14 protein-coding genes are annotated in these 13,910 nt (G+C 61.6%); 10 read left to right on the top strand and 4 right to left on the bottom strand.

All coding sequences use genetic code 11. The annotated features are described in order from the left end of the window. Positions 1 to 66: 66 nt before the first annotated feature. From ACK59X_RS05630 to ACK59X_RS05620, 3 genes are all read right to left on the bottom strand, one after another. Positions 67 to 852 carry a hypothetical protein gene (locus tag ACK59X_RS05630; RefSeq protein WP_409955893.1) on the bottom strand — a complete coding sequence of 262 codons (786 nt, stop codon included), beginning with the start codon at positions 850 to 852 and terminating at the stop codon, positions 67 to 69. Between the two features lie 1,177 nt (positions 853 to 2,029). After that, positions 2,030 to 2,305: a hypothetical protein gene (locus ACK59X_RS05625; RefSeq protein WP_409955891.1), complete on the bottom strand. Its 276-nt coding sequence runs from the start codon at positions 2,303 to 2,305 to the stop codon at positions 2,030 to 2,032. A gap of 363 nt (positions 2,306 to 2,668) precedes the next feature. Then, on the bottom strand, positions 2,669 to 3,157 hold the full coding sequence (locus tag ACK59X_RS05620) for a hypothetical protein (RefSeq protein ID WP_409955889.1): 489 nt from the start codon (positions 3,155 to 3,157) through the stop codon (positions 2,669 to 2,671). A 251-nt stretch (positions 3,158 to 3,408) separates the two neighbouring features. Between ACK59X_RS05620 and ACK59X_RS05615 the strand changes: the two genes are divergently transcribed. Together ACK59X_RS05615 and ACK59X_RS05610 are read left to right on the top strand one after the other, a co-directional pair. Continuing rightward, positions 3,409 to 4,146 (top strand): hypothetical protein, encoded by a 738-nt coding sequence (locus ACK59X_RS05615; RefSeq protein WP_409955888.1) that lies wholly within the window; start codon positions 3,409 to 3,411, stop codon positions 4,144 to 4,146. 102 nt (positions 4,147 to 4,248) lie between these two features. After that, positions 4,249 to 4,545, top strand: a complete 297-nt coding sequence (locus tag ACK59X_RS05610) for an H-NS family nucleoid-associated regulatory protein (RefSeq protein WP_409955886.1) — start codon at positions 4,249 to 4,251, stop codon at positions 4,543 to 4,545. Between the two features lie 79 nt (positions 4,546 to 4,624). Here the strand turns inward: ACK59X_RS05610 and ACK59X_RS05605 are convergent, their stop codons facing one another. Then, positions 4,625 to 5,302, bottom strand: coding sequence for a hypothetical protein (locus ACK59X_RS05605; RefSeq protein ID WP_409955885.1), 678 nt, complete (start codon positions 5,300 to 5,302; stop codon positions 4,625 to 4,627). A gap of 170 nt (positions 5,303 to 5,472) precedes the next feature. Here ACK59X_RS05605 and ACK59X_RS05600 point away from each other — a divergent pair, with 170 nt between their 5' ends. The 8 genes from ACK59X_RS05600 to ACK59X_RS05565 all read left to right on the top strand — a co-directional run bounded on the left by ACK59X_RS05600 (position 5,473) and on the right by ACK59X_RS05565 (position 13,811). Further along, a complete protein-coding gene (locus ACK59X_RS05600; protein ID WP_409955884.1) occupies positions 5,473 to 5,655 on the top strand; it encodes a hypothetical protein in 183 nt (60 codons plus the stop codon). Between the two features lie 16 nt (positions 5,656 to 5,671). Next, positions 5,672 to 5,992: a hypothetical protein gene (locus ACK59X_RS05595; protein ID WP_409955882.1), complete on the top strand. Its 321-nt coding sequence runs from the start codon at positions 5,672 to 5,674 to the stop codon at positions 5,990 to 5,992. Positions 5,993 to 6,033: 41 nt separating this feature from the next. Beyond that, complete coding sequence (locus ACK59X_RS05590; RefSeq protein ID WP_409955881.1) at positions 6,034 to 6,363, top strand: hypothetical protein; 330 nt, start codon at positions 6,034 to 6,036, stop codon at positions 6,361 to 6,363. A gap of 35 nt (positions 6,364 to 6,398) precedes the next feature. Further along, positions 6,399 to 6,656, top strand: coding sequence for a hypothetical protein (locus tag ACK59X_RS05585; protein ID WP_409955879.1), 258 nt, complete (start codon positions 6,399 to 6,401; stop codon positions 6,654 to 6,656). Between the two features lie 21 nt (positions 6,657 to 6,677). Continuing rightward, a complete protein-coding gene (locus ACK59X_RS05580) occupies positions 6,678 to 7,127 on the top strand; it encodes a ProQ/FINO family protein (protein ID WP_409955877.1) in 450 nt (149 codons plus the stop codon). 29 nt (positions 7,128 to 7,156) lie between these two features. Next, a complete protein-coding gene (locus ACK59X_RS05575; RefSeq protein ID WP_409955875.1) occupies positions 7,157 to 9,325 on the top strand; it encodes a hypothetical protein in 2,169 nt (722 codons plus the stop codon). A 526-nt stretch (positions 9,326 to 9,851) separates the two neighbouring features. Next, a complete protein-coding gene (locus ACK59X_RS05570) occupies positions 9,852 to 10,193 on the top strand; it encodes a hypothetical protein (RefSeq protein WP_409955873.1) in 342 nt (113 codons plus the stop codon). Between the two features lie 882 nt (positions 10,194 to 11,075). Continuing rightward, the gene (locus ACK59X_RS05565; protein WP_409955871.1) at positions 11,076 to 13,811 is read left to right on the top strand and encodes a beta strand repeat-containing protein; all 2,736 of its coding nucleotides are present in this window, start codon (positions 11,076 to 11,078) and stop codon (positions 13,809 to 13,811) included. Positions 13,812 to 13,910 lie beyond the last annotated feature (99 nt).

The raw sequence follows: 13,910 nt of genomic DNA, 5'->3' as shown, positions 1-13,910 counted from the left end.
TGGCCCGCCACCGTTCGAGCCTGGGCAACGTCGCGGCCTGTCTCGTCGGCAGCGAGCGGCGTGGACTCAGTGCACTGCAACGAAGTCGGGGCTCAGTACCAGGCCCACCATGAAGTCCACGTGGATCTCGCGGCGGGAGGAATCACCGTCCTGCTCCTGCACGACCTCCGTGGATATCAGCAACTGCTCTTCGCCGCCGCCCGCCACATCGCGACGGTAGGGCATGAACACCACTTCCTGCCGGAGACCGTTGTGGCCCAGGCTGTCATCGATGCGGGTCTCGATGCCTCGAAACGGCGGGACGTGCTTTTGCGAAGGATTGCCGGCGCTGAGCGAGGAGGCGATCGCATCGTCATCCCCGAAAGCCCGCTCTACAAGCGCCGGCGGCAGGTCCAGTCCGTCGAATTGCTCACGGCACAGCGTGAACGTACCCTGTCCTAGGCCTGCGCCTCCCTCCCCGAGGTAGGCCGCCTGCTCTGCCTGGCTGGCAGGAATGAGGCGCAGGATGCGGTGGTAGTAGACGAGTTCCCTGGCCTGCCCTGCGGCATCGGTGTAGATCTGTAGGAAACACTCCGGGGCATCACTGCCTGTGTCCCCACGAGCGATGTAGAGCCGGTGCACCGCGCCCTGGAGGTCCGCGCGAAGGCGCGAAATGGACATGATCTGCACCAGGTCATCTGGCGGCGGAACCAGCGAGTTGCTGGCCAGCAGGAACGCGGAGGTATCGAAGCTGATGGAGCCCCCGATACGCCCGCCAAGAGGCACGCTGGCATCGGCCGCCAGCGTAGGCGAGTCGGTTGTTAGCTTACCCAGCAAGCTGCGAGCCTTGTTCACCGCGGCTGTCCAGCTCACAGGGAGTACCTCCCAGCTTTGGCAGCGGGCAGGCGGTGGCGGACCCAGAAGAACATGCCTGCGGCGATGGCCACCGTCGAGATGAGCACAATCCAAAAGCCGGTATCCGAACCCTGCGCCTTGGTAGGGGCCATTGGGAGCGCCGCTCTCGCGGGCGGCGACATCCCCGTGGAACTGCCCCCAGGTCCGGCACTCATCTCCACGCTGTCCGCGCTGCCGCTGAAATCGCCTGACGGCGTGCTCTCCGCAGCGTCAGCAGAGGCCGCCGTGGCGAGTACAGCACCAGCGACTGCTCCAGCAGCGACGCCCACCCCCGCTCCCACCATGCTGCGGTTCATTCCCAGGGGTGCCGAGTCGAAAGGGCGTGGACTTGGCACGGCCTGCTGCGTCTGTGCGCGATAGGCTCGCGCGTTCGCCTCGTCCAGATCCCGCTGGCGCTCGTCCGCCAAACGCTCCGCCTGGATACGCCGGTTTCGCTCGTACGATGCCGTGCTGTCAACACCGGCCGGCGCCCTGCCCCAACTCGTACCGCTTGCCGCTTCAGGTTGACGCTGCGCCAATGCCGCAGGCGTGGCGCTGGACTGTCTGGCCTTGGCAATGGCAGAAGCTGCAGCCGATTCCGCCTGTATCTGGGCGGGCGCCGGGGCGGGGGGTTGAGTACTGGCGCGCGGCCTGTCGTCGTACGCGCGCATCGCCTGGGCCTTGGCCGCACTGTTGGACAGGTCGTTGGCCATCGAGTTGTTGGGCTTCACACCCTGAATCGGAGTGGCCGCAGGCGCGGGCTTGGTCTCCGTCCTTTGGCTTCCAAAGCTCCCGAACGTGGTCGAGGCGGACTTGCGGTCCCGCTGCTCCTGTCGTTGCGCCACCGGTACCTCCCTTGCATCACGCTGGGCGGGGGCGCTAAAGGAGCCAAAACGGGTGGCTTCGGATCGCTGGGGCTCCGGGCGAGCCGCAGCCGGGGGAGCCGGGGGTGCCGGGGCGGACCGCGTAGGCGCTGCGAAGCTCTCCCGCCTTGGGGGTGGCGGAGGAGAAGGTTTTGAGCTGAAAGAACCAAAGCTTTGCTTCGGCGGCGCCGCGGGCGTGGGTTTGCTATCTGAACGAGCGCTCGCAGGACCGGAGAGCAGCGCCAGCGCCACGGCCGCGATTGCAAGAATGGAAGGGCGAAGGTTAGCAGGTGTCATTGCTCAGAGCCGTGGGTGATATTCGAAGCCAAGTTTTTTCCGGCCTTGTATTCGGCTCGAAGCTGATAGGCTTTCACAAGAGCAATCAGCCCACCGACGATAGAAATCAGTTTGGCGAAATTCAAATCCATCTCGGACAAGCCAAACTCGGTGAGGCGACATGGCATGCAACCCAGCACTGTGTAGGCCTCCAGTCCAGCCCACAGAGCCAAAGCGGATAGACCCAATATCGCGAAGCCCCGCCATCGCAACTGAATAATGAAGTCATCCATGTCCGATCACCCTCTCCTTTCATGGGCGACTTAACATTTCAATAAAACGCGTGAGAGCGCTCAATGCACCACAATTCTCGCCGAACGAAGGCGGGAAAATACATGCGAAATACGGCCGAAAACGTCGCATTTCATTGAGGCGAGGATGGACGCCGCGAAGTCCTTCGCGGCTGGAGCAACGACATTTTGCGCTTTTTGCCATACTCTGCGCCTGCGGTGCGTAGCTCCCTCAAGCGAAGCTCGGTCAGGCCCAAGCGCCGCGTCGGCGCTGTTCCCCTTTCGGTTGAAAAGCCAACGCTCGACGCATTTGGACCCGTCTGGCGCCGGCAGTGCGAGGCCCGTCAGCACGGCGAGCGCAGTCGATTATTTGTCGTTTCGGATCTCTGGGCGCCGCTCCACCCTGCGATACCAGCAGCCGCCGACCTTACCATCCGAGACTTGCCAGCCAGGAACACGCTCCCTCCAGCCCATGCGCTTCAAATGTGCCAGCAGCCCCTCGGTGACAACGTTTTCGAGCTCGATGTACACCAGACCGGGGACGTTCTCCTCAAGAGTCCGCATCATCCGCGTCAACAACCCTTGGCGCTGCAGAGATTCGTCAATTGAAATGTCCGCGAGCACCACTGCCCTGCCCATTGGAGCATCTGGACCGTCCACGTAGTGGTAGCGCGCGGCAAGGGCCCAGCTGGAGAGGCAGCGAAAATACAGCCAAACACCTGGTTCAACCAGGCGGCTGGAGCGCATCTGAAAGGCTGGCTGTTTCTCGGCTGCGGCAAAGGTGTCGAGAACTGTGCTCAACAATTTTTGGGCCAGTGCCTCTCTTTGTAGCGGATCGGGGGATTCTGGACGCATACCGGATTATGTACCGTCCATCGATCGCTTTTGAGCCGTCCATGACCATCAGGGCGGGGATGCCGAGGTAGGTGAGCCTATCTCACCGCAATGGGTTAGACACCACCAAAAATGTTGAAAGTCGAAATATAGCCCTAGAATGCAGGCATAACACTGTCATACCAGTGAGTAACGAACCGCTCAGCCAATAAGCTGGATTACATCTAATTGCACCTGAAATTCCCCGGGTCAGCGTCCACAACTTTTTCCCAATGAGCATTCAGCCACGTGCGCGCCTACTCGCCATTGTCTCGGTAGAACCCGCGAACCGTGTCCAATGCCAGCAGCCAGGCTGCGGCCACGGTGTCTACGCGGCGATCCATGTCGTGGACGATGGTGGCCAGTTGATAGTGATGGGATCAACCTGTTTTGCCAGGCGATTTGGTGGGCTGCAGGCACTGGGCCGGCCTGCATATGCAGCTGGTGGGGGCGGCGGCCACATGCTGAGCGATCAGGATCGCGAACTGCTCGCCAGCAACACTGCGGACTTGATCGAGGAGTTCAAGAAAAGGCATGAGCTCGCGATGGCGCAAGCTGAGGCAAGGCTGCGCGCAATCCAAGAACGCATGCAGGCCGCCCGACCCGTGCGGCATTCGATCTTCGCTGCGAGCCCCGCGATGCTTCGTCCGCCCCAGCCCAATCATCCATGGCCCTGGCAGCACCCCAAAAACTCATCGGTGGGCCTCATGCGCTCGCCCAGCGGCCATGCCTGGGTGCGCATTCAACACCATGACGGATCCCAGAAGATCGCCCCATGGCCATCCTTCGCCGGCTGGGAGAACGTTCTCCCCGCTGCGCTGGGCACCCCGGACATGGAGATCCAAGCCTACAGCGTGCCTGATGTCGTGCGAGCAGTGATGGGGCTCCGTGCCCAAGGCTTCACCGCGCCTGAAGTCACCCGCTGGCCTGACGTGCTCAAGCTGGTGAAAGGAAGTCAAGGCACAAGCTAAGCCTTGAGTGCCCTACAAGACCCGATTGTTGGCTTTTCAAGTCTCACAGCACCACGAGATCCAACCGCGATCAACTTTTTATCAACCAAGAAGGACCAAGCAATGACCGGAACCCCAAGCTACAAAGAACTTGTCGCCATGCGCGATGCCCTCGACGCCCAGATCGCTGCAGCGCGCAAGCAGGAGGTAGGGGAAGCCGTGGCCACCATCCGCCAGCTGATGACGGACTTCAGCCTCTCCCATGACGATGTGTTCCCAGCGGCGCGCAAGAGCAGTGCCCTGAAGGGTTCGTCTGTTGCGCCGAAGTACCGCGATCCGGCTACTGGCGCCACCTGGACAGGCCGCGGCAAACCGCCGACCTGGATCAAGGACCAGGACCGCGAGAAGTTCGCGATCTGAGCCCCAGCGCCGGAGTTCCGGTCGCATACCCGTCAGCGCCTGATCTGTAGGACTGGCCCGCGAAGGCCAGGCAATGCATTTAAGCCCGCTGCACGTGCATGCGGCTCAATAGGAGATGCCACATGGCAAAGCTGATGTTTTGCCGCGTGGAGGCGCCATCTCGGGCGGTGTACTTACGAAAGTTCTGCGGCGTCACACCGACCAAGGCTGCGGCCTGCGCACCGGAGACCCCAGTGAAGCTCCCCTCTCCCACGATATGCCGGATCTCCCAGCTCGTGGGGGCAATCCACTCGCCGACGTTGCGAGTGGTCACCTGGGGACGAAGGAGCCCGGTGATCCAGTGCCAGTCGGGCGCGCCGTGCGTGCGCACAATCTCGGCGTACTCGGCGAGTGTCACCGGCATTCGCAGCCTGGTGTTCCGCAAGCGGAGCCAGAACTCACTGTGGACGTCGGCCTTGCGGTCTCTCATCGCCTCCGGCACGGTTTCCACGGTGAACGAGGCGAGAGGGTCGCCGCTATCCCAGCGCTGCAGCACGAGGGTTTTTGGGGAGTGGGCCAAGCAGTTCTTGGCGGTGAACTGCGCACGCGGATCGGCAAACGCACGCTGGACCTCGTGGCGGTCTGTTCCAACCGGCAAATCGCAGCGCTCCACCAGCTGCCGGCCGTAGCGCACCTCCCAGGCAATGTGAGGAGCCCCGTTCACCTGCCGCTCTTCAATGGGCACATACTCAAAAGGCCCGCTCTCGAAGGATTCCATCTTGCTCTCCATGAGTCACAGCGCTTGCGAAATGCAGTGCTGATGGAATGCATGTTAGCGCGATTCGCGCTATTGATCAAGCAGGGGGCTGGCGTTTCAGTAAGGGTAGCGGTCACAATTTCTTATTAGTGTGTAATAATAAGATCTCCACAGCACGCCCGGAACCGACGATGAGTTTCTATATCTACCGCCCAGTGCAACAGGTCTTTCTCGCAGAGGACGAGACCACCTGGACCGACAGCCTTCTTTCCGCTGCCGGCTTTACCTCGCGGGCCATGGCGGATGACATTGCCATTCGCCAGCTGGGCGAAGGACACGACGCCTGCGTGCTCGACGACGGTGTGGACGATTGATGCGGAGGCCTGGAAAATGCGCGACAAAAAAAAGCGCTGGGTGATCTGCTGCAACTGCGAGGGCGACGGCCGGACAGACCATCCGGCATTCGCGAACGGCTTCACATCCAGCGAGTGGGAAGAACTGGAATCCGAAGCGCAGGCTGAATATCTGCAGGGCACCTACGACGTAGCGTGCAAAGACTGCTCGGGTTCTGGAAAGGTATTGGTGCCCAACATCAGCGCCCTCTCCTTTGCTGAGCGCCGCGCACTGGTCAGGCAGCGCCAGAAAGAGCGAGGCACCCACGCCTATGCAGCCGAGGCAGCTGCAGAGCGCCGTGCCCTGGGCGGGTTCTGACTACCCCGCCGAGCCCACTGAATTCGAGAAGCTTGACCACCATGGCATCCCCTTCATCAGCACCGACCGAGTTCCACATTCTTCTCGATGATGGCTCGTTCTTCATCGACTTGAACGTTGACTATCAGGAAGCAACCGCACCAGGATTTCTGATGGTCCGCGTGGATACGGCACCCGGCGCGCCGGCGGCGTACGAGTGCCTCGGGAGCTTCACAAAGTCCTCCGATGGCACCTGGGGCTCCACCATTCACGCCAGTGCCGACATCGTGCCGAACTGCTCACGACTGCGCGTTGCCCACGCCACCAGACGCGTCGACGCCATCTGCCAACTCTGGCTCCAGCGCCACCGAGCGCTCCGCCAAGTAGTTTGACTCCCACCACCGTTAGCTGACCCAAAGGATAGGCCATGAATTCTGTTCAGTACGCCCTTCGAATCCGCCCGCGCATCGAGCGAGAGATGCGCGCCGAAGCCGAGGAGGGGGAATTTGCGAACGAGGACGCGTTCCAGGCTGCGGTCGACGCCGCTGTCCAGGACGAAGTCGCCGAGGCCGAACGCGATGCAGCGCAGGAGCGCGAAATGTTCGGTGGACCGGAAGACACGCCGTCCATCCAATCGGCCGACCTCTACGGCACAGGCGAAGGCCGCTACCACGGCCTGATCTGAAGCCTCCGGCCGAGACCCAACATGAACCCGAATAGCCCCACCCAGTCGCTGTCGCGAGCGGACCAGGCAGCAGATGTCGAAGACCCGGAAGCCGGGAAGTCTCGCTCTCATGAGCCTCCTTTCGACCACGCGGCGGTGAGCCAGCAGGTCGCAGCGTTCTGGCCTCAACTGTTCGCTGATGGGCGATTCGTCCCCTTGGGCATTCGGCTCGACAAAGCCTTGCTGGCGGATGCCCGCGCCAGGCAGCTGCCGCTTTCGTGGCGGAAGATCAAGCAGTTCCTCTTCCGCCACTGCAAGGATCGGCGCTACATCGAATGCTTGGCCAAGGGCGGCCATCGGTACGGCATCGACGGCCAGGCACTGCCCGAGACGATCAAGGATGAGCATATCGAGGAAGCCAGGAAGCGCCTCCGCAAGATCATCAAGGCCGAAAAGGCCGCCGAAGCGAAGCCCACATCTCCCTCTGTCTAAGCCTCATGGCAGACACTATCTGATCCGCGATGCAAGACGAATCCTGGCCCTGGAACGCTCCACATCATCAAGAAGACGCCGCTGAGCACGAGATGGATCCGCAGCTGCAGGCCGAAGTAGGCGCAGCAGCCCCGGGCGATTCCAAGCTGCTTCAAGCCTTGAACCTCTGGCGCGAGATCACGGGCGTCGATCCCGAGGCCACCACGAGTACCTTCGGATCCTGGAGCCTACGCGAGACGTTCAAAGAGCTGCAGGAGGCCATCGACCTGGATCCGTCCGAGATCACAGCCAGCCTGCTGTTGGGATACCTTCTCAACAGCTACTTGAGCGAGCGCAAGGTTACCTTGCTCACGCTGCTCAACGACCCGCAGGGCATGGCCGCCCGCCTGGTGAAGCCGCGCGAGCTCATGGACCTCCTCAACCGCGAGGACCTGGTGGAAGCCAGGGAATGCTTTATCGCGGCGATCAGAGAGGCCCTTGAAGGCTACGGCGCAGCCGAGCGGCCAGACGTGCAAAACCTCCTGGCCACCCATGACTCCATCGCGCTCTTACGTCGCGATGCCCTGCGTTCCCTTGAGAAGCTCAAAGTGGACCAGTTTCTTGAGGGGACTCCCGAGCCGGAAGCAATCAAGCCTGTCTACAACCGCACGGTGCACCAGTGGTGGAACGTCAATTCCATGCTGGCGGCGGCTACCCATCACCCCTCCGGTGTATCGCTGAGCCTGATCCGGCATCCGGATGGCATGCATAGCTACTTCTGCTTCGTGATTCGCAACGGAGGCAACCTGTTCACGCTCTCGGACGTGCCCGACTATGCCCATCCCCTGGAGGCGATGATGACGCGCAAGCCGGAGCGCGAGCTTGAACGCCGCGCCTCCCGCAACTGGTTCCCCTATGACCTGCTGGGCCTGGACTACGACGAAGAGTCCGGCCAGCTCTACCTCAAGCAGACCCAGGAGCGCGGCCTGGTTGCCTACCAGAACGCAGCGCTGCCGCTGAAGCCCATCGCCGAGTTGCCGCCAGCGGAGCTCGTCTGGATCTCGATGATGTTCGACCTCATCGTGGACAAGTTCTGGCACCGCGCCTTCAAAGCGCCAGAGCTCTCGTACACCGCCGAGATGCTGAAATCCCAGGGTTCGTTGATCGAGCATGCCACGACTGCCAACTTGCCCGTCGTGGCCTACCAGCCGGTGGGCCTCCCGCCGCTGCGCAAAGCCGACGTAACCGCGGACGCCGTGACCGAAGCCGAGGTAGGTGGCAAGTACCATGAGCCCAATCGGTGGCTCGAAGAGCGGTATGGGCACCTGGTTCCTGATGAGACCCTCAACCTGCTCGCCGCCCCCGAAAAGTCCTTCGCCCTCGACCACAAGACGGGCGAGATATCGACCACCAAGCCGGGATTTGAGGCGCTGCCAGCATGGCGGAAGGAAGGCGAACTCGAAGGGCGAATCCCCCTTGTGAAGGTCGACGCAACGACTTTCGGAAGCCGCGAGAAGATCGAGGCAGATCGGAAATTCATCGCCCGCGCTAACTTCGCCACGCAAGTGGGGGCTCTGGCAGCTGCGGAGTTCCGAGAGCGCGAGGCCGAGGTGAAAGCCTGGTACGCCGCACGCGTGAGAGCCAATGCGCCAACCCTCCTGCGCTGGTGCGGCAACGATGCGCTGTGGGTCGACGCCGGCATGCAACGGTCATTCACACGCTACGAGGGACATACAGGCCCAGTGCGTACCATCAGCGGGCGCGGTGACCCCCAACCTGGAACCCCACGCAGGACCATACGCCAGTTTCTTGGGCGTCACGAGCTGGAGAATAGCCACTGGGAGTCGCGGTACAACGCTGCCGGCGTTTTGCTGGGCGGGACTAACAGTCGCGGCAAGCTGCTCTGCCACTTGAACGGCACCGTAGCTAGCCACTGGATCGGGATCTATCCGGCCAACTCCGCCGAGCTGGCGCTGGTTGCAGGTTGCGAAGTCACCGATTTGCCGGATGTGCTGCAACACTGGGATCTCCTGCGAACCTACACGGGCAACCATATCCTCGACCGGATCGACCCCATGATCTGGAAGGCGAAAAACCTCTGGCTGGATATGAAGTTGTCGGTTCTCATCCCGCTCTCGATTCGAGGCCTGGCGCGCGTCAACAAAGTACCAGCCGAGCGCCCTGCAATAGACTCGCTGCTCAACGACAGCCCCTTGTGAGAACGAATGGATGCAGCACCGAAGAAGAGAGCCCCCGGCGGGGGGCTCAAGGCGCAGGACGGCGCTACAGTCTTTGTACGCCGGAATGTGATGCTTGACGCCGAGAGCGCACGGATTTTGGAACAGATAGGCGGGAACAACCTCTCCTTGGGCGTGCGCGAAGCCGCGCGTCGCCTGCGGGAGCACGGAGATATCGGCTCGTTTTCGGAACAGCGCCACGCGTTGCGCCAGTCTCCGAAGTCAGATGAGGACAAGGCCCTGACCAGACGATAATTGGCTGGGAGCAATCTAGGCGCTGGCTCGTGTTCAGATGAAAGGCTCTGTAGGGGCAAAAAGGCCTGAGATGAATTCGGACCTGTACACAAAACTGGAGATTCACCGGTTGCCGGCGGAATTGCGAGGCCACGCCGTCGCGCGCGACATCGCTGAAAAGTCGGTTGGCAAATTCTTTGGCCACCTATCCAGCCCCACATTTATTTCTACCGCCCCGTGATCGACAACTGATTCAAGTACCTCCAACAGATAGATGTCACACCTGCTTTTCAAATGGGTCCTCCGCGAGGACCGCTACGAGTTCACTGGCCAGGCCAAGACGCCCAGAGCGGCCGAGGGCGAGGTCAACGCCGAGATTCTGGCCATCTGGGCTTGGCTGCAGCGGCAGAAGTTGCGTCCAGCGGAATACAGGTGGAATGCAACCCGGCGCACCACCACTTCCAAGGACGAAACGCTGGTAGTGACCGGTGGCGCGGTGGTAGCAGACGGCGGCACAATCCTCCACCCTCAGGAAACTCGGGTCGTGCTATCTCTGCCTGAGAAGGTAGCTGTCCAATTCCGTTTCGAGTTCAACGTCGTGGACGATCGCAGCTAACTCACCTTGGCTGCCATATGGGCGAACAGTGCTTGACTTGCGGAGCAGGCGAGATACGGCCAGCGCGCATTCCTCACAGAAAAAAATAGGCCAGCAACAATTGCTGGCCTATTTCTCAGAATAGTCGGGCCATCTCACCTGCTCAACTATCCCTAGTCACTTCCCAGGAACGAACATTGACGTAGCGGCATTATAAGCCATGCGCGGTGAATCGCGGATTGGTCGTATCCAATGGCGAAATTTTCGTCGCCAGTGCATCACCCTATTCCACTGGCCACGCGATACTGGTAGACGGGCGACTGAAAGCTAACTCCCAACACCGTCCACCGATTTGAAGAAATCAAATTCGGCCGAGAGGTCCTCGCTGAATTCCGGGAAGCTGAATAACACACAAGGACCTTTAGCTCCATCTAGGAAGCCGAGGCCACGGTACTGGTCCCGTCTCCACCCTTGAGCCCCGTGATGCCTCGTCTTGATGGAAGAGGAGTCGCGCGCGCCCGAGGATATAGCAGATAGCCTCGCGTCCACTGGTCTGCCTGGACATGACGGAGGCGCGGAGAATCATGCTGAATTTATGTGCCTCACCACCTGCTGGGGTCAATCGGACGTCTAAGAGTAGAAATACATGCGAAATACGTCAATATATGACGCATTTCAAAGGCGAATCAATTCAGTAGTAATCTACTATCGGGCGGATGGTGTAAGCGAAATGCCTCACGATTAGCGCTGATTCCACTGAAATTACTCACAAAGCCCACAACTCGTGATATGGTTTGCCCGTTAGTTTATTTCGCTCAATCGACAAAGAGCTAGTTAGCTTCGCTTTCTAGATTTAGATCGAGGTTCCGTCTATTTTTCTTTCCCTTGATAAAGGATTTCTACATGCAGGCAGGAGATATTGTGCGTTCCGTTTCCAACACAGACGGCGTCGGCAGCTTTCGGGCGCAGTCATCCTTATCCATGGGTCCAGCAGTTACGGGCGCCAACATCTCCATCTCTGGCGGCACCGGTACGGCTGGCACCTTCAAGGTCGGCGACACGATTACCGCGAGCTGGGACAACACCTTGGCTGGCGACAACAGCCCCGGAGTGACCGGCGTGACCGTTGACTTCTCGCAGTTCGGCGGCGGCGCTGCGGTGCCCGCCACCGAAAACAACGGAACCTGGACGGCAACCTTCCTCATCTCGGCTGGAGCCATCGACACCACCGCTCTGACCGTGAGCGTCAGCGCCACGGATGGGACCGACTCCAACACCGCCCAGTCAGCCACAACGGCCAGCCTGGACAACATCCCTCTCACTGTCACGGGCGCCAGCATCAGCATCTCGGGCGCAACGGGCACCGCAGGTGCTTTCAAGATCGGGGACACCGTCACCGCCACTTGGGACAACACGGGCGGCGGTGACAACAACTTCGACAGCTTCACCAGTGTGACCGCCGATTTCTCTCAGTTTGGCGGCGGCTCGGCTGTCGCGGCAACCAACAGCGGCGGCGTCTGGACCGCGGCCTATACCATCACCGCCGGAGCGATCGACACCAGTACCGCCAAGGTGAGCATCTCGGCAACCGACAATGCCGGCAACGCCACGACGCCGGCCGGGGCCCAGACCGCCACGGTGGACACAACCGCGCCTGTGGTGTCCGACGCCAATGTGACGATCTCCGGTGCCTCGGGCACCGGTGGCGCTTTCAAGATCGGCGACATGATCACCGCCTCGTGGGACAACACGGCCGGGGGCGACAACAACGGCGACACCATCGCCTCGGCCACCGTGGATTTCTCCCAGTTCGGTGGTGGCGCGGCGGTCCTGGCAACCAACGTCGGCGGCATCTGGACCGCTACGTACACGCTTTCTGCGGGCTCGATCGACACTGGCGCTCGCAACGTCTCCTTCACGGTCACCGACAACGCCGGCAATACGGCCACCACGGGCGATACCAGCAACGCGACGGTGGACAACGCCGCGCCGATCGTGACCGACGCCAACCTGTCGATTTCCGGCGGCACAGGCATCGGCGGTGCCTACCAGGTCGGCGATACCGTCACCGCCACCTGGAACAACACTGCCGGCGGCGACAACAACAGTGACACCATCACGTCGGCCACCGTCAACTTCAGCCAGTTCGGCGGGGGCGCAGCAGTGGCGTCCAGCAACAGCGGCGGGACCTGGACCGCCACCTACACGATCGCTTCTGGCGCAACGGGCTCGATCAACGCTAACGTCAGCCTGACCGCCACCGACAACGCAGGCAACACTGCAACCGTGGCCGACACCACCAACGCCACGGTCATCAGCAACCCTGCCCCAGTGGTCACCGACGCCAACATTTCGATTTCCGGTGCCACCGGTACTGGCGGGGCTTTCAAGACGGGCGATACCGTGACGGCCACCTGGAACAACTCGGCGGCAGGCGACAACAACCCGGGCATCACCGGCGTTACGGTGGACCTCTCCCAGTTCGGTGGGGGCGCTGCTGTCGTGGCCACGGAAGTCAGCGGCGTCTGGACTGCCTCCTACACCATCGTGGGCGGGATCATTGACACCACCGCCCGCAACGTCAGTGTGAGTGCGTCGAACGCTGCGGGCACCACCACGGTTGCCGATACCAGCAACGCCACCGTCGACAACATCGCCCCCATCGTTTCCGATGCGCATCTGTCGATCACCGGCGGTACGGGAACTGGTGGCGCCTTCAAGATCGGTGACACGATCTTTGCTACCTGGAACGACACGGGCACAGGCGACAACAACGTCGATACCATCTCCGCCGTCACCGTGGACTTCTCTGCGTTCGGCGGTGGGTCGTCGGTCGCGGCGCTGAATCTGGGCGGCAGTTGGACAGCAGTCCATACGATCATTCCCGGCACCATCACCAGCTCCAACGCGAACGTTTCGTTCAAGGTCACCGACAACGCTGGCAATGTCCGGCCGCGGTCGGACACCACGAATGCGACCGTGGACAACCAGGCGCCAGTTGCAAACCCCTCTGCCGGGACCCCTGCAGACAACGCCACCGGCTTCTCGGCATCGGCCGCTATCGTGCTCCCCTTCAGTGAGCCCCTGGACGCCGTCAACAGCGTCCTGACATCGGTGACACTGCGCGAAGTCGGCACGCACGACCCGGTGTCCGCCACGGTCTCTATCAACGGCAGCGGCCAGCTCGTCATCACCCCGGACTCGGACCTGTCTGGATCCACGGCCTACTCCGTGATTTGGGGCGCCAATGCGCTCAAGGACCTGGCAGGCAACACCGTCAACGCGGTGAACGATGACACCACCTACAACTTCACTACCGCGGCAGCGCCAGCAAGCGGCGGCGGCACCACGACACCTCCTGCCCAGACCACGGTGGATGGCACTTCGGTAACGACGACGACAACGACCCACACCGATGGAAGCACCACTACGACGCAAACCGTAGCCCCGATAGCGAGCAATCGCACAGATACGCCTGGCAGCGGCAGCAGCCACCTCGCCGACATTCCGCTGGCCACGGTAGGCGGTGAGCCAGTCTTGCAGATCGGACTGCCCACCGGCGTCGGCGTGGAGTCAAGCCAATCGTCGGGCTCGGGCGTGAGGTTGCCCCTGAAAAGTGGAGTTCTTAACCCTTGTTGAAAATACCGACAAGGAGTTGAGCAATGAGTGACAAGCAAGTGCGTGCGCAGTACACGCGGGAGTTCAAACTGGAGGCGGTTCGGCAGGTGCGAGCTGGCC

The sequence above is a fragment of the Acidovorax sp. genome, from assembly GCF_046339755.1.
Taxonomy (GTDB): domain Bacteria; phylum Pseudomonadota; class Gammaproteobacteria; order Burkholderiales; family Burkholderiaceae_C; genus Acidovorax.
The sequence above is the reverse complement of the archived record's forward strand: the minus strand, read 5'-3'. Positions and strand labels throughout refer to the sequence as shown.